The sequence below is a fragment of the Candidatus Zixiibacteriota bacterium genome (assembly GCA_034439475.1).
In the GTDB taxonomy this organism is placed as follows: domain Bacteria; phylum Zixibacteria; class MSB-5A5; order GN15; family FEB-12; genus JAWXAN01.
On the sequence record JAWXAN010000034.1, the window covers coordinates 84,455 to 101,358 of the forward strand.

15 protein-coding genes are annotated in these 16,904 nt (G+C 49.0%); 13 read left to right on the forward strand and 2 right to left on the reverse strand.

Features of this window, described 5'->3' with window-relative positions; genetic code table 11:
* The first annotated feature begins 22 nt into the window (after positions 1–22).
* From nuoD to SGI97_04750, 12 genes are all read left to right on the forward strand, one after another.
* Positions 23–1,165 carry an NADH dehydrogenase (quinone) subunit D gene (nuoD, locus tag SGI97_04695; protein ID MDZ4723187.1) on the forward strand — a complete coding sequence of 381 codons (1,143 nt, stop codon included), beginning with the start codon at positions 23–25 and terminating at the stop codon, positions 1,163–1,165.
* Entirely contained in the window at positions 1,162–1,638 is a 477-nt protein-coding gene (nuoE, locus tag SGI97_04700) for an NADH-quinone oxidoreductase subunit NuoE (GenBank protein ID MDZ4723188.1), read from the forward strand. Before nuoD ends, nuoE begins: the two co-directional genes overlap by 4 nt.
* Positions 1,638–2,972, forward strand: a complete 1,335-nt coding sequence (gene nuoF, locus SGI97_04705) for an NADH-quinone oxidoreductase subunit NuoF (protein ID MDZ4723189.1) — start codon at positions 1,638–1,640, stop codon at positions 2,970–2,972. Before nuoE ends, nuoF begins: the two co-directional genes overlap by 1 nt.
* Positions 2,973–2,982: 10 nt before the next feature.
* A complete protein-coding gene (gene nuoG / locus SGI97_04710; GenBank protein MDZ4723190.1) occupies positions 2,983–5,541 on the forward strand; it encodes an NADH-quinone oxidoreductase subunit NuoG in 2,559 nt (852 codons plus the stop codon).
* Entirely contained in the window at positions 5,541–6,542 is a 1,002-nt protein-coding gene (gene nuoH, locus SGI97_04715; protein MDZ4723191.1) for an NADH-quinone oxidoreductase subunit NuoH, read from the forward strand. The genes nuoG and nuoH overlap by 1 nt, the downstream gene beginning before the upstream one ends.
* 24 nt (positions 6,543–6,566) lie before the next feature.
* Positions 6,567–7,073, forward strand: a complete 507-nt coding sequence (gene nuoI / locus SGI97_04720) for an NADH-quinone oxidoreductase subunit NuoI (protein ID MDZ4723192.1) — start codon at positions 6,567–6,569, stop codon at positions 7,071–7,073.
* Complete coding sequence (locus SGI97_04725; protein MDZ4723193.1) at positions 7,070–7,672, forward strand: NADH-quinone oxidoreductase subunit J; 603 nt, start codon at positions 7,070–7,072, stop codon at positions 7,670–7,672. The genes nuoI and SGI97_04725 overlap by 4 nt, the downstream gene beginning before the upstream one ends.
* Positions 7,673–7,679: 7 nt before the next feature.
* Entirely contained in the window at positions 7,680–7,982 is a 303-nt protein-coding gene (gene nuoK / locus SGI97_04730) for an NADH-quinone oxidoreductase subunit NuoK (protein MDZ4723194.1), read from the forward strand.
* A 4-nt stretch (positions 7,983–7,986) separates the two neighbouring features.
* Positions 7,987–9,921: an NADH-quinone oxidoreductase subunit L gene (gene nuoL / locus SGI97_04735; GenBank protein ID MDZ4723195.1), complete on the forward strand. Its 1,935-nt coding sequence runs from the start codon at positions 7,987–7,989 to the stop codon at positions 9,919–9,921.
* A gap of 11 nt (positions 9,922–9,932) precedes the next feature.
* Entirely contained in the window at positions 9,933–11,507 is a 1,575-nt protein-coding gene (locus tag SGI97_04740; protein ID MDZ4723196.1) for an NADH-quinone oxidoreductase subunit M, read from the forward strand.
* Positions 11,504–11,716, forward strand: coding sequence for a glutaredoxin family protein (locus SGI97_04745; protein MDZ4723197.1), 213 nt, complete (start codon positions 11,504–11,506; stop codon positions 11,714–11,716). The genes SGI97_04740 and SGI97_04745 overlap by 4 nt, the downstream gene beginning before the upstream one ends.
* Positions 11,717–11,780: 64 nt before the next feature.
* On the forward strand, positions 11,781–13,232 hold the full coding sequence (locus tag SGI97_04750; GenBank protein ID MDZ4723198.1) for an NADH-quinone oxidoreductase subunit N: 1,452 nt from the start codon (positions 11,781–11,783) through the stop codon (positions 13,230–13,232).
* A 48-nt stretch (positions 13,233–13,280) separates the two neighbouring features.
* Here SGI97_04750 and purF read toward each other — a convergent pair whose 3' ends face one another.
* Positions 13,281–14,675, reverse strand: coding sequence for an amidophosphoribosyltransferase (gene purF, locus SGI97_04755; protein ID MDZ4723199.1), 1,395 nt, complete (start codon positions 14,673–14,675; stop codon positions 13,281–13,283).
* Positions 14,676–14,951: 276 nt separating this feature from the next.
* Between purF and SGI97_04760 the strand changes: the two genes are divergently transcribed.
* Complete coding sequence (locus SGI97_04760; protein ID MDZ4723200.1) at positions 14,952–15,743, forward strand: histidine kinase dimerization/phospho-acceptor domain-containing protein; 792 nt, start codon at positions 14,952–14,954, stop codon at positions 15,741–15,743.
* A 40-nt stretch (positions 15,744–15,783) separates the two neighbouring features.
* Here SGI97_04760 and SGI97_04765 read toward each other — a convergent pair.
* A partial coding sequence (locus tag SGI97_04765) for an FAD-binding oxidoreductase (protein MDZ4723201.1) occupies positions 15,784–16,904 on the reverse strand: 1,121 nt, incomplete at its 5' end.

The following is a 16,904-nucleotide window of genomic DNA, read 5'->3' on the forward strand; positions in this document are numbered from 1 at the left end:
AACAAAAACACTCAATATCAACATGGGACCCCAGCATCCATCGACTCACGGTGTGTTACGCGTGGAATTGGAAATCGATGGCGAGACTGTTGTTCGATGCAAACCGATAGTTGGCTATCTCCATACCGGCATTGAAAAGACAATGGAATCCAAGCTCTATTATAAGGCGATCCCCTGCACCGATCGCATAGATTACATGGCGCCGATGTCAAACAATCTTGGTTTTTGTCTGGCTGTCGAAAAGCTCATGGATATTGAAGTCCCCGAGAAAGTAAAGTGGGCGCGAGTCTGTCTGGCAGAACTCACACGCATCGGTTCTCACCTCGTTTGGCTTGGAACCCACGCTCTTGATTTGGGCGCGATGTCTATGCTCCTGTATGCCTTTCGTGAGCGAGAATCCATTATCGATATCTATGAGGCGTGCGGCGGCCAGCGAATGATGACGACGTACATTCGCATCGGCGGGCTTGCTGAGGAACTGCCCAAGAATTTCGACAAAATTGTACACAAGGTCCTCAAGCAGATTCCAGAGGGACTAAAAGATTATGAAACACTTCTGACAAACAATGAAATTTTCATTAACCGAACGAAAAACGTCGCTGTCATCTCTGCCGAGGACGCAATCAATTGGTCATTGTCGGGGCCAATGCTTCGCGGGAGCGGGGTCAACCATGATTTGCGCAAAGCCAATCCCTATTCGGCGTACGAAAAATTCGATTTTGATGTGCCCTTGGGAACGGCCGGCGATGCCTACGACCGCTACAATATCCGCCTTGAGGAAATTCGCCAATCACTCCGAATTATAAAGCAAGCAATAGATGGGATGCCGTCTGGTCCGTTTCGAGCCCATGTTCCGGGGGTGGTGCTTCCTCCGAAAGAGGACATGTTAACAAAAATGGAATCGCTCATTTTTCATTTTAAAATTATCACCGAGGGCTTTAATGCGCCAGTTGGCGAAGTCTATCAGGGGATTGAATCGCCCAAGGGGGAACTTGGATTTTTCATATCCGGGGATGGAACAAATAAACCCAATCGCATTCGTGTGCGGCCACCATCATTCATAAACCTTGCGGCACTGCCTGCGCTCTGCGAAGGACAACTTCTGGCCGATGTTGTGTGCGCTATTGGTTCTATTGACATAGTGCTGGGGGAGGTTGACCGATGATACTTACCGCTGAATCAGTTGCCGCGATGAAACAAAAGGCGGCCGAGTATCCACAGCGCAAATCGGCAATCTTACCTTGTCTGACAATCGCCTGTCAACAGGTCGGGCATTTAAACGAGTCCATCTACAGGGAGATAGCCAAAGTCATACATATCCCCTATGTGGAGATTGCCGAAGCGGCAACTTTTTATACACTATTCCCGAAAAAACCGGTGGGAAAACATCTAATCCAAGTTTGCCACAATATATCCTGCGCTTTAGTCGGCGCGGATAACATGATTGGCTATCTCGAGGAGAAGCTTAACATCAAAAAAGGGGAGACAACCCCTGATAATAAGTTCACCCTCATTTCGGTGGAATGTCTTGGATCATGCTCCACAGCTCCAATGGTTCAGGTTAATGATGAGTTTTATGAGAATCTTACGCGCGTCAAGGTCGACCAGGTTATTGAGGAGTTGAAAACAAAAAACTGATGTTTTATTCACCTGTCATTACCAACGCCAAAGAAGTTACCGCGAGCGAACGGCTGCATTTGTTTAAGTTTGTCGAGGACCCGCAGCAACAGAAACTTGCAATATATGAATCACACGGCGGCTATACGGCATGGCGCAAAGTTTTATCATCAATGACGTTCGAACAGGTTGCACTTGAAGTGAAAAACTCAGGGCTTCGGGGACGAGGCGGCGCCGGATTTCCAACTGGTATGAAATGGACATTCGTGCCGAAAGATTCTCCAAAACCGCGTTATTTGGTCTGCAATGCAGATGAATCCGAACCCGGGACATGTAAAGACCGTGTGCTGCTGGAGCGTGACCCGCATGCCGTTATTGAAGGTATGGCCATTGCCGCTTTCGCTATCAAAAGTCACCTCATGATTTGTTATATTCGGGGGGAGTTTGGTTATTCGATAAAAGTCATGGAAGCCGCAATGCACGATGCCTATTCCAAAGGGCATCTTGGCAAAAATATTTACGGCTCTGGCTATGACCTGGAGATGCTCGTGTTCACCGGCGGTGGAGCCTATATCTGCGGAGAAGAAACCGCCATGATCAGCTCGCTCGAAGGCGAAAAAGGACTCGCGCGCATTCGTCCGCCATTTCCGGCAATAGAAGGTCTTTACGCCTGCCCGACAATTGTGAATAATGTCGAAACGCTTGCTGCAGTGCCGCATATCATCAATCGCGGCGCAGCCTGGTATCGCACAATGGGGACTGAAAAATCAACCGGAACAAAAATCTTTTCTCTTAGCGGCCATGTCAAACGCCCGGGCAATTACGAAGTCGAGCTTGGATTTTCACTTCGCAAGCTGCTCTATGATCCGGCCTACGGCAACGGAATTCTGAACGATAAAAAACTCAAGGGCGTCATTCCCGGCGGGGCATCGACCCCCTTTCTCACGCCTGAAATGATCGATGTCGGTCTTGACTATGAATCACTTGCAAGTATCGGTTCGATGCTTGGTTCGGGGGGCGTTATTGTTTTTGACGAAGACACATGCATCATATGGACTATATATAAGCTCATTCATTTCTTCCGACATGAATCGTGCGGGAAATGCACTCCTTGCCGCGAGGGAACCGGCTGGCTCGAACAGATTGTAAGTAATATCCTGCATGGCAATGGCAAACCGGGCGACCTTGAGAAAATCGAATCTCTGTGCGAGAATATTCTCGGCCGTACTATTTGTCCGCTCGGAGATGCGGCAGTCATGCCCATTCAATCGGCTCTTAAGCACTGGCGCGATGAATGGCAGTATGCAATAGATAACCATAAACCAATGGTTACCACAAATTTCGCGTTTGTTTAAAGAGGGAAGTGTGGCAGAAGAATTAAAAGCGGCAAATCCGCCGGCAAAAGCAGTCGACACGGTGACTTTCATTCTCGACGGCCAAAGCATCACCGTTCCGAAAGGAACAAGTGTCCTTGAGGCATCGCTTAATAACAATATCCACGTCCCTTCGTTTTGCTGGCATCCGAAACTAAAATCAGTCGGGGCATGCCGTATGTGTTATGTCGAAATTGAGAAGATGCCTAAACTCATGGTCTCCTGTTCAACCGAAGCCACAAACGGAATGGTTGTACACACTAATTCCGATTTAGTTAAACGCGGTCGCAAAGCGGTACTGGAATTTACACTCATCAATCACCCGCTTGACTGTCCTACCTGCGATAAAGGCGGCGAGTGCGATCTTCAGGATTTGACTTTCGCGCATGGCTATGATGACAGCCGGTTCGAATTTCAAAAATATCGATTCACCGAGGAGGGCAAGCAGTCGACTTTCGATGACCTCCGGATAGGTCCGGAAATTGTTTTGAACCGCAACCGGTGCATTCTCTGCTTCAAATGCGTTCGAGCGAACAAAGAAGCTTTCGGTGAATATGACCTTGGCGCCTACGAGCGTGGCAATATTACAGAAATAAATGCTGCGCCCGGTGAGCAAGTCGACAATCCATTTTCCGGCAACCTTGTCGAAATTTGCCCTGTCGGCGCCCTGACTAACACCGACTGGCGCTACAAAATTCGTGTCTGGCTGACCGAACAAGTTCCATCAATCTGTCCGTTTACAAGCTCCGGTTCAAATATTCTCTTTTACAAAGAACGGCAACAGAATCAGATTTATCGAGTGACCTCACGACGCAATGACTTGATCGATGATGGCTGGCTTGCAGATGTCACCCGTTATGGATATCAAATAGCGACTTCGGAAGACCGTTTGCAATCGCCGCTAATCAAGAAAAATGGCAAACAGGCGCCGGCAACGTGGGACGAAGCTGTCACACTTGTTGCCAAGAAATTCAAGGAGATTGCCGAGAACAAAGGGGGCGTTTGTCTTGGCGCTCTTGCCGCGCCCTCGCTTGATAATGCCGCTTTGCACAGTCTGAACAAGCTGATGCGTCATAATTTTCAGAGCAACAATGTCGATTTCCGCGGTGAGTATCGTATGCTTCCTAAAATTGGGGATACTGTGTATGCTGCGCTCGCCTCGCGTCCGTTCAAAATTGCCGATATCGACACTTCAGATGTTGTTGTAGTTTTTGGCTCTGACCTGCATAAAGAACATCCAAACGAATACCTCCGCATTCGCAAAGCCAAACAGTTCAACAGGTCGCGTGTATTTTTCATAAACCCCCTCGCCACAAAAGCCGCAGACATTGCCGATGCCGAGCTTATTTACGCAGTTGGCGGCGATGAACTTGCCCTTAACGCCCTCGCGCTTGCCGGAATCGAATTGGGACTTTCGGACGATGGAAAACTTAAGGGGAAATTGGGAACGGCGAATTTTGCCGAGACTGCTCTGGCATCCGGAATCGATGCCGGAGAACTCAAACTTGTAGCAAAAGCGATTGCTGAGGGTCGGAAGATTACATTTATCTGCGGCGAGTTGATAACCCGGTCATCAGCTCGAGAAAACATCTCGGCGGCAGTGTGCAATCTCAACAAACTTTTCGGAATCGAGAATAAGGGGCAGATTGGCGTGCTGGCGCGTCATGCCAATTCAGCCGGAGCCGCTCGGCTTGGTCTTCTTCCCGAGCTTTCCGACAACCTCAAGAGCGAACTGAATAATCTCTGGGGGAAAACGCCGGAGGCACCGGGTCTGTCGACCGACGCCATGTTCTCTGTTATGAAAAAAGGGGAGCTCAATGGCTATCTTATTGTCGGCGCGAATCCCATGATGCTCTATCCCGACCGTCAGTTTGTCCAAGATGCGTTCAAGGCGCTCGATTTTCTCGTCGTTGCTGATCTCTATGAAACCGAGACCACTGCCCTGGCCGATGTCGTGTTTCCTTTGTCTTCATGGGCTGAGTACAACGGTCACTATGTAAATCTCGAGGGACGTGTCCAATTTGCCGAAGCTGCAATCAAACCAAAATTTGAATCGAAACCGGCGCATGAAATAGTTTCGCTTATCGCCTCCAAGTTCGGCCGACCTCTTTTCGGATCTGCTTCGGAAATGCAGGCCGAAATCACAAACCTGCTAAAATCCGCAACCGTCACGGCGTGGCCGAATGACTATCTCCAGGTCACCATCTCTCCCGAGAGTCGCCCGCTTGATTATCCGGTACCTTTGATGGTCGGCGATGACCCGCACCATGTCGGGCATCTCACCGAAAAATCGATCTCGCTTTCTAATTTTGTTAGTGAAGCCTATATGGAAATGTCGCCGGATTTGGCCGCCAAACATAAGATTTCATCCGGAGACCAGATACGAGTTGAATCGGAGACCGGCAAAATTATTGTGAAAGCGAAAATTTCCTCAGTACTCGATAGCGACACAGTTTTTATCCCCAGGAATTTCTCCGCCACCCCGGTCAACTGTTTGCTCTCCCGCAAGCGACGCACTGATTGGGTCAGGCTCAGCAAGGTTCAGGGATAATGCTCGAAACGATTATCATCTCATCGGTTCAGGTTCTCGTCGTCGTCTTTGCAGTGCTCACTGCCTGCGCATATACCACACTCATGGAGCGCAAGGTGGTTGCCTATATGCAGCACCGCGTTGGTCCGATAACTGCCGGACCTTGGGGATTGCTCACACCGCTTGCCGATGCCATCAAGATGATTTTCAAGGAGGATGTCGTTCCCGACCGGGTGGAGAAATTCGCCTATGCTCTTGCGCCGATTGTAACGCTCATTCCAGCCCTTCTATCTTTTGCTGTCGTTCCGTTTTCCGACGATTTTACTATGTTTGGCTACCCGGTTCGTGGCGCGCTGTCGGATCTTAATATCGGAGTGCTCTGGATTTTCGCGGTTACTTCGCTCGGAGTTTACGGCATCATTCTTGCGGGATGGTCGTCGGGCTCTAAATATTCGCTGCTGGGGGGGATACGGGCTTCGGCTCAGATGATATCCTATGAGATTGCCTACGGCCTTTCCATCGTAGGTGTAGTGCTGATAGCCAACACGCTTTCCATGCGCGAACTTGTCACTAATCAAGCCTCAGACTCAATCTGGTTTTTCTCAAATTGGTATATCTGGAAACAGCCCCTTGGCTTTTTTCTGTACCTCACGTGTGCGATTGCCGAGACAAACCGCGCGCCGTTTGATCTCCCCGAAGCTGAGTCTGAACTCGTCGCAGGATATCATACCGAGTATTCGTCGATGCGCTTTGGAATGTTTTTTATCGGAGAATATGCCAACATGCTTGCTGTCGCCGCAGTGGGCACGACGCTATTCTTAGGCGGATGGACCGGGCCGTTTTTGCCGGGAATATTCTGGTTTCTGGCCAAAGTATTTGTCATTATGTTCTTCTACATCTGGCTACGCGCGACTTTTCCTCGTTTCCGATACGATCAACTTATGAATTTCGGATGGAAAGTCTTGTTTCCGCTGGCGATTCTCAATACCATGGTAACCGCATTCTTTGTTGTTCTTGATTGAGATAATGCGAGGAAGTGAAATACAATGAAAGAAATGCTTAAAGCGCTTTTTAATGTCTTCTGGAAAATGCCGCAAGGTTTCTGGGTGACATTTAAACATATCTTCAAAAAACCGGTGACGCTTGATTATCCCAAGAAGAAAAAGCCGATGGCCCCGCGCTACAAGGGACTTCAGTATTTGGAGCGCTATGATGACGGAAGCGAGCGATGTGTTTGCTGTGGACTGTGCGCCGCCGCCTGTCCGGCCGATGCCATCTACATGGAGCCGATGGAAAACGAAAAAGGGGAGAGGTTGGCAAAAGTTTACGAGATAAATATGATTCGCTGTATTTTCTGTGGATTCTGCGAGGAAGCCTGTCCCGAAGAAGCCATTTTTTTGGGGCGCGAGTACGAATTCTCAAAGGATAATCGCGATGATTTCATCTACACCAAAGAAATGCTGCTTGTGCCGCACCCCCGCAAAGGTAATCCAGTGAAAGAATTACTCCGTTTTGTCCGCCGTGCGTATGGAATAGGCAGCATCCGTCGATGAGCCCTGATAGCGTCATTTTCATTATCTCTGCCGTTGTCGCGGTCTTTGGCGCCACAATGATTATTTCTCAGCGCAATCCGGTGGCGTCGGTTCTTTATCTCATTCTCTCCCTGCTCGCGCAGGCGGTCTGCTATGTCCAGCTTGGAGCGCTTTTTCTGGGCGCGATTCTCGTCATAGTGTACGCCGGCGCAATTATGGTCCTTTTTCTCTTCGTGATTATGCTTTTGAATCTTCGGGGAAGCGAGGATCTGGGAGCAGGCTCGGCCCCCCTCAACCAGGCAACAAAGTTTACTATCAGTATTCTTTTGGTTGTCGAGTTGGTCTTTGCAATTAAGGAAGTATTTCTCCCCGGAATGGCCACCGGCATCGTGAGCGTCCCGGTTGATGATTTTGGATCCATCAAGTCCGTCGCGATGCTCATGTTTACCAAATATCTTTATCCCTTTGAACTGACAGGCGTCCTTCTGTTGATCGCCGTGGTTGGCGCGGTAGTAATTGCTAAGAGAGAATCAAGCGATGATGACGAAAGTGATGATTTGCCTCCGATTCACATTACAAGCGATGTTCCACCGGAGCCTCTGCAAAAATCAGTGAAATAGATATTATATGGTTCCAATAGCCGCATATCTCATTTTAGCCATCGTTCTCTTTGCAATAGGAACCGTTGGAGTATTGATCTCTCGCAATATGATTATTCTCTTTATGGCCGTGGAGCTTATGCTCAATGCCGCAAATTTGGCGCTTATTGCATTCTCACGAGCCGTGAATCTTGTCGATGGCCATGTCTTTGTGTTTCTAATTCTAACTGTTGCTGCAGCCGAGGCCGCAGTCGGACTTGCTATGATAGTCACACTCTATCGAAATCGTGGCACGACTAATATCGACCGGTTCAGTATGTTGAAATGGTAACCTGATGGCCGACTATTTATATCTCATACCGATTCTGCCGCTTATAGGCTTTCTCGTCAACGGCCTGTTTTTGAATAAACTACCGAGACCAGTAGTGACACTGATCGGATGCGGATCGGTCGGGCTGGCATTTATTCTCTCCGTCATGCTCTTTTTTGACCTGGTATCCTTGCCTTCTGACAGTCGGATAATCGAGCAAATTTTGTTCACCTGGATTCCATCGGGCGAGTTCAATGTCGACATTGCATTCATGCTCGATCCGCTTTCGGCAATTATGATTCTGATCGTTACTGGTGTGGGACTGCTCATTCATATATATTCTGCCGGATATATGAGTCACGACGCGTCGTACAGCAGGTATTTCGCATACCTTAATCTCTTCACATTTTCGATGCTTACGCTTGTTCTTGCCAACAATTTTCTCCTCATGTTTGTCGGATGGGAGGGCGTGGGACTCTGCTCGTATCTGCTTATCGGTTTCTGGTATGAGAAGAAATCGGCATCAGATGCCGGCAAAAAAGCATTCATTGTGAACCGCATAGGCGATTTCGGATTTTTGCTCGGCATGTTCATTATATTCTGGCAGTGCGGTTCCCTTGATTTCGTTACTGTCATGCAAAAAGCGCCTACAGCTTTCGTCTTTGGAAGCGGATTGGTGACTGCGGCATGCCTGCTTCTCTTTGTTGGCGCAATAGGTAAATCAGCCCAGATTCCGCTCTATGTCTGGCTTCCGGATGCGATGGAAGGTCCAACCCCGGTCTCAGCCCTTATCCATGCCGCAACGATGGTTACTGCGGGCGTCTATATGATAGCCCGCTCGAATGTGCTGTTCGCGATGTCTCCTGATACATTATTTATCATTGCAGTTATCGGAGCGGCGACCGCGCTCTTGGCGGCGACTATCGGACTTGTGCAGAATGATATCAAACGCGTATTGGCCTATTCGACAATAAGCCAGCTTGGATATATGTTCCTTGCGTGTGGTGTCGGCGCCTTTACAGCAGGCGTGTTTCATTTGATGACTCATGCCTTTTTCAAAGCCCTCCTGTTTCTTGGCGCTGGCTCAGTTATCCATGCCATGTCAAACGAACAGGATATGCGTAAAATGGGCGGCCTCAAAAAATATCTCCCTGTGACGTATCTGACCTTTTTCTTAGCGACACTTGCAATTTCTGGTTTTCCGCCATTCTCAGGGTTCTTCTCAAAAGATGAAATCCTCTGGAAATCATTTTCATCCCCCTTCGGCCATCCGATTTTTTGGGCCGTCGGCTTCATAACTGCAGGACTTACGGCTTTCTATATGTTCAGACTGCTCTATTTGACATTCCATGGTAAAGAGCGGATGGATGCCACTGTTAAAAGTCACATCCATGAATCGCCAAAATCCATGACCGTGCCGCTCTCTATTTTGGCCGTCCTGTCCGTTGTAGGCGGCTTTGTCGGAATGCCGCATGTCTTCGGTTTCACCAATTATTTTGAGGAGTGGCTCGCGCCTGTTATTGGCGGAACACATGGCCTTGAATCCGCGCCGGCACTTGGTTCTGCCACCAGTAACACCGGGATGGAACTTATGCTAATGGCCGCCTCGGTTGCTCTGGTCGCGCTTGCCTGGCTCTTCTCGCGCAAACTGTATAAGTCGCACAGCTCGCTTTCCACAACCATAGCTCAAAAGCTTTCCGCAGTTAAAAATCTGCTTGTGAATAAATATTATGTCGATGAAATCTACGGTACGCTCATTATCCGGCCGGTTGTCGCTGGTTCGGTTTTTCTATGGAAGATAGTCGACGTCGTCATAATTGACGGACTCATCAACGGCATGGCCACACTCGGGCAGGGAATCTCGGACACGATGCGCTATAGCCAATCTGGACGCGTCAGAACCTACGCCACACTCTTTGCCGCGGGTGTCGTGGCCATGGTCGCCTACTTTTTGTATTAGGATGGTATAATTTGGATCCGCTTACTGCTGTTATCTTTTTGCCGCTTGTTGGCGCGCTGTTATTGATGCTTGTGCCATCGCACCAGCATAATACAATCAAGAGCGTCAGCCTCTTTGTCGCTTTCGCCACAATGGCGCTCTCGTTTTGGATTTACGGGCTCTTTGATCCGGTTGCCAGCGGGATGCAATTCCACATTGACCGGGAATGGGTCTCATCGCTTGGCATACATTACAAGCTCGGAATCGATGGCATTTCTCTCTTGCTGGTATTGCTCACAACAATTCTGACTGTTTTGTGCATTCTTGCCTCCTGGAACTCTGTCACTCATGGAGTCAAAGGATATTTCATATCGATGCTGGTCCTTACCACCGGAATGATCGGCGTATTTTGCTCGCTCGATTTGTTTTTGTTTTACATTTTCTGGGAAGTCATGCTTGTGCCGATGTATTTCATCATCGGTGTCTGGGGCGGCCCGCGGCGAATCTATGCCGCAATCAAATTTGTTTTGTTTACTATGTTTGGCTCGCTATTAATGCTTGTGGCCATTCTCTATGTTTATTTTGCATATCAGGCAACATCAGGCGAATATACCTTTGACATCCTCAAGCTTACCGCGATTTCACTACCGATTCAACCCCAACTGTGGCTGTTCGGCGCATTCGCATTGGCGTTTGCGGTCAAAGTCCCTCTCTGGCCCTTTCATACTTGGCTGCCCGATGCCCATGTTCAGGCCCCGACCGCCGGTTCTGTAATCCTGGCGGGAGTCATGCTCAAAATGGGCACTTACGGCTTTCTGCGAATTTGTATGCCGATGCTTCCCGAAGCCACAGCCGCATATTTGCCTTATATCTGTGTACTTTCTGTGATAGCAATTATCTATGGCGCCTTGGTCTCGATGGTCCAACGGGATATAAAGTCTCTTGTCGCCTTTTCATCGGTGTCGCACATGGGCTTCATTATGCTTGGGATGTTTGTAGTCAATGAGCAGGGGATGCAGGGAGCGGTGTTGCAAATGCTCAACCACGGCATCTCAACAGGTGCGCTCTTTTTGCTTGTCGGAATGTTATATGAGCGTCGTCATACAAGAATTATCGAAGATTTTGGCGGCATTGCCAACACCATGCCGGCCTTTGCGACTTTCTTCATGATAGTGATGCTGTCCTCAATAGGTCTGCCCTTAACAAATGGCTTTGTCGGCGAATTTCTTATTCTGCTTGGCGCTTTCAAAGCCCACGCAACCTATGCGGTGATTGCCGCTAGCGGTGTGATTTTGGCCGCCTGTTATATGTTATGGATGTACCAGCGGGTTATATTTGGCAAAGTTACGAGACCTGAAAATCAGCACCTGAAAGATCTCAGTCCGCGCGAAAAGCTAATTCTTGTTCCGCTTGTCGCGCTGATATTCTGGATAGGGATTTATCCAAAACCGTTCTTTGACAGGATTGAACCTGCCGTTCGAAGCACATTAGGTCAAATTACCAGAAGCGGGCCATTGGCCCAAAAGAGCGGACAATTTATTCCTGTTGACGCAAAAAAAATGGCCGAGTCAACGGAACCAGCAGTAATACGAGAGGAGACAAAATGAGTGAACTGACATTGTATGTAAAAGATGGCTGTCCCTATTGCGCAGCTGCAAAGAAGCACTACACTGAAGCGGGGAAAACATTCACGGAAGTGAATGTGCCGAAGACACCGGGAGCGAAAGAGAAATTGCTCGAGCTCACCGGAGGCAAAAGTATTGTCCCAGTTATTGTAGGCGATGGGGAAATCAAACTCGGCTTTGGGGGAGGATGAGGCGTCTGATTGACGCGCGGCGGTCGTCGCGCATTGAAGACCATGCCTTTTGAAATAAAGAAATATGCCTGATTACGTTACATTTCTCACAGTCGATTTTCGCCTGATTGGACCTGAAATAGCGCTCCTGCTGGCTTCGTTCGTGGTGATGCTGACTGCATTCACCCGACGCGCTCACACTATTGCGCCGGTGGCTGCAATAATCGGACTGGCGGTCGCGCTGGCATTGTCTATCCAGCAATGGAACAATCAGCATTCCGGTTTTGCTGGGATGGTCACAAGTGATAATTTCGGCATCATTTTTAGAATTATCTTTTCGGCCGGATCGCTTTTGTCGCTCTTGATCGCCTACAAATTTCTCAATGTGAAGCGCATCGATAAACCTGAATTTTACGCCTTGCTCTTGGTCTCAACCATCGGCATGATGGTCATGGCCAACACCACCAATCTTATCGTTATGTTCCTCGGGCTCGAAATAATGTCTGTTCCGCTCTACATCATGGCCGCTCTCAACCGACGCTCGCTTGAATCCAACGAAGCCGGCATTAAATATTTTATTATGGGAGCCTTTGCCACTGCATTCCTGCTGATGGGGATTGCCTTTGTTTTCGGCGCGGCGGAATCGACAGACCTTCGCCAAATCAGCTCCGACTTGAGCTTTATTCTTGCCCGTCGCGGGGCATATATGCTTGTCGGTGCCGCGCTAATTCTCATAGGCTTTGCCTTCAAAGTCGCCGCTGTCCCTTTCCACACCTGGGTGCCCGATGTCTACCAAGGCGCTCCCACACCGATTACGGCATTTTTCTCTGTGGGTCCGAAAGCTGCCGGGTTTGCCGTAATTTTGCGAATTTTCAACTTTGGCTTTGCGGATATGGAACCGCTTACTGACGTCTTTTGGGTGCTTGCCGTGTTGACTATGACGGTTGGAAATATGCTCGCTTTGCGTCAGAATAACATCAAACGCATGCTTGCCTATTCCTCGATAGCCCATGCTGGTTATATTCTCGTAGCGGTGGCTGTGGGAGGATCAGACGCAATCTCGGCCGCCATTTTCTATCTCGTGGCATACACGCTTTTCAACCTTGGCGCGTTCGCTGTCATCTCACTGCTTGAGACGCGAACCGGGACAAAATCAGAATTTTCGGAACTGACCGGCCTTGCCAAAAGACATCCATATCTTGCGGCATCGCTTGCGCTCTTCATGTTTGCGTTGTCTGGTTTTCCGCCGACCATTGGTTTTTTCGGCAAATTCTATATCTTCTCTGCAGCGGTTAAATCAGGCTTTATCTGGCTTGCCGTAATTGGTGTACTGAACTCGTTTGTTTCGGTCTACTATTATTTGCGGGTTGTTAAAACGAGTTATTTTGATGAGTTCGAGGGCCAGTTCGCGCCAGTCGCGTTGAGTCCGTCGATTACGATAGTGATTTTGGTGACGTTAGCCGGAACTTTTGGATTCGGATTTTTCCCTGAGCAACTTCTGAAGCTCTCCCAGGCCGCAATCTTCACATTCCTGTAGACGAGAAACAGGTAGTTGCGGAGCGTTTAACGGATTAGTGTTGACCCGTTATTCGAGTCGATGCTTGCCATTTATCTTCGGGATCGGTGCCGGGTAATTCCCCGAAAAACACCCATGACAGAATGACGTATTTGGAAGTGACGGCATCGAGAGCATTCCCTCAAGCGAGAGATAGCGAAGCGAGTCCACACCTAAATATTTTTCGATCTCATCGATAGACATGTTTGCCCCGATAAGTTCGCTCTTCGAGGGCATGTCGATACCAAAATAGCACGGTGAAATAATGGGCGGGGATGAGACGCGGAAATGAATCTCCTTCGCGCCAGCTTCGCGAATCATTGAAACGAGTTTCTTTGATGTCGTTCCCCGCACGATAGAATCGTCGATAACAATAACCCGTTTGTCTTTCAAAACGCCTTTGACGGGATTAAACTTCACGCGAACATCGAGATCGCGAATCTTCTGATGGGGGTCAATAAAAGTCCGGCCGACGTAGTGATTTCTTATAAGACCCAATTCGAACGGTATACCTGATTCTTCGGAATATCCAAGTGTGGCGGTGTTAGCCGAGTCGGGGATTCCGATGACAATGTCGGCGTCAACGGGGTGCTCTTTGGCGAGCTGCCGGCCGAGTCTTCGGCGGACTTTGTCTACATTTTCGCCGAAAATTTTAGAATCCGGACGGGCAAAATAAATGAACTCGAATATACAGGCCGATGGCTCGGCCTTTTTCATAGGGAAATGCGACTGAAGTCCCTCGTGGGTAATTTCGAGCACTTCGCCCGGCTCGATATCCCGAATATACTGAGCGTCGATAATATCAAAGGCGCATGTTTCAGAGGCCACAACATAGGCATCACGGAATTTGCCCAGCGCAAGCGGTCTGAATCCATTCGGATCGCGAGCGGCGATGAGCGAGTTTTCAGTGAGGATCAAAAGCGAAAATGCGCCTTCGACCTTTTGGAGAGCCTCACAGATACGTTCCATTCGGCTCTTTTTACGGGAGACAGCGGCAAGGTGGAGAATTATTTCAGTGTCTGAAGTAGTCTGGAAAATCGAACCATTTTCGTCCAGCTTTTGCCGCAATTCAACATCATTTGTTAGATTTCCATTGTGCGCTATGGCCAACGAACTTGAGCGGTTGGTGATGAGGAAAGGCTGGATGTTTATGATTGAAGAAGCGCCGGTTGTGCTATAACGGGTATGGCCGACCGCAATATCGCCGGTCAGTCTTTCGAGGACTTCTTTCTTTGAGAGGACATCGGCGACTTGTCCCATCCCTTTGTGGATATGGATGGCCCCCTTATCCGAGGTGACAATCCCCGCTGATTCCTGTCCGCGATGTTGAAGCGCGTATAATCCAAGGTAAGTCAGTTCAGCGGCTCGCGGGTTGCCGAGAATACCAAAAACACCACACTTATCATGCACCATCGAATCGAGCATCCGAGACCTTTCTCATTTTCCGAAACAGGAAGCCGCCAATGTATCGTGGCGGCTCACTATTGTCAACAACCTCCTGAAGTATCTGTTCCGACAGTATGAACTAGAGTGCAGGAGAATTATGCTCGGTTTTGCCAAAAGTGCGATGTGCATTTTTTGTACAGCTGAAATGGCTGGATTAATCGATGACAGGATGGTATGTTAGCAAAGTTCAACTGATTACTTCGCCCATTTTGGGTTTTTTCTTACTCCAGCAACGGTTTTGCTCTAAGAGAATAGATGACCACGACTGATGGAAGACACAATCCGAACGATGACCGTTATGAGTTTCTCAGACGGCTGACACTTGCTGGTGCAGCAGGCGAGGGTCTGCAGAAAACAGCGGGGGATGCTATCCGACAAGCCGCCGATCTTGTGGGCTTGTCCGCTGTCTCGGTCTATCTCTGGGATGCCAAACATGAGCTTACTCTCTCCGTCTCTCATTCTGTCTCCGAGGCTTTCCAGCAGAGTCTACAAGTTATAGAACGAGACCTTTTTGATTCGCTACGAAGACATCGTCAACTACTCACAGCCTATCTCAGTTTTGGGGGAGAAGCTCCATTCCAATCTTTTACCCTTCCGCTTAAACACGGCGAGAGAGTGTTCGGAGCAATTGTGGGAATCCAGGCAGGAAACGGGAAGCTTATTGGTGAAGATTTATTTCTCGAAGCCCTTAGCGCCGCTTTATCGCTAAGCATCGTTGCCGATGGCGCAATTCGAAATGCCTCCGCGACGCGGGAAACACTTGACAAGGAAAGGCTTGGGGCGATCATTGAAACCGCCGTCACGGTCAACCATGAGATCAACAACCCGCTTACGGCCATTCTCGGTAATGTGCAGTTGTTGCTTTTGAAACGACAGGATTTGGACCCCGAGCTTACCAACAAGCTAAAGACAATCGAAGCCTCAGCTATGAAAATTCGCGATGTCACACAAAAGCTGTTGAGAATCACTTCCGCGCGCTCCATCGAGTATGCCGAAGGCACAACAATGATTGATCTCGGGAATGGCAAAGAAGAGAGCAAAGAGTAGAATGAACAGTAGAAAGTTTCAGCTCAAATAATCCAACTGATTAAATTACATTTGTTTCAGCTATTACGCTTCCAGCAACAAATCTATCCGGACGCAGTTCAGAAATATCGACCGATGGTTTTTTGTCAGTAAGAATTTGCAATGTAATCAACCCTGCCGCCGGCGCCTGCATAAAGCCATGTCCCGAAAACCCCGCTACATGAAATAATCCCTGAACTCCGCTGTCCCAGCCGAAAATGGCCTGGTGATCAGGGGTCGTTTCATACAGTCCGGCCCATACATTTGCAACCTCTGCCGTCTCCAAACCGGGAATTCGATCCAAAGCCTTCTCGACAATGGCATCGGTGTAATCTGGATCGATTGAAATATCGTATGATGGTTTTGTTGCTTTGTCGGCCCAGCCGAGAAGTAGTCCGCGCGATTCCTTGTGGCAGTAGAGCCCGGATTTGACATCGACAACCATAGGAAAGTACGGCTCAATAAAATCGAGTTCGCCGGTGGTGACGCATTGGCGGCGATAGGGGAGAACCTGTATATCCGATCCGGCCATTTTTCCGATCTCTCCAGCAAACGCGCCAGCGCAGTTTATGACAAGAGGGGACGCTATAGTCCCTCTCGAAGTATTAACATGCGTGATGACATCGCCCGCCATGGTAAATCCGGTCACTGCTGTATCAGGTTCTATTTCTGCGCCATTTGTTCTGGCGGCATGCTCGTACCCTGAGAGAAACTGGTACGGGTCGCCGAGTCCGTCATCGGGGCAGAAGGTCGCGCATCTGATGTCATCGAGACGGACATGCGGCGCAACACGGGGGATATCCGATGGCTGCATCATCTCCACATTCAAACCAAGAGACCGCTGAAGCGCGAAATTCCTTTTGAACTGGGCGATATCTGAATCATCGGAGAGCAGGAATAAATAGCCGACCTGATCGAATACGGCATCCCATCCGGTGTCCTCTTTGAATTGGCGGAAAAGTTTTTCAGAGAGCATCGAAAGCTCGATATTCACTCTATTGGCGAACTGAGCGCGGATACCGCCTGCGGCTTTGGCGGTGGAGCCTGAACCGAGAAAACGTTCTTTCTCAAGCACGACAATCTGCCCGTATTTGGCGCGGGCGAGATAAAAGGCAACAGAGAGACCAATAATCCCTCCGCCGA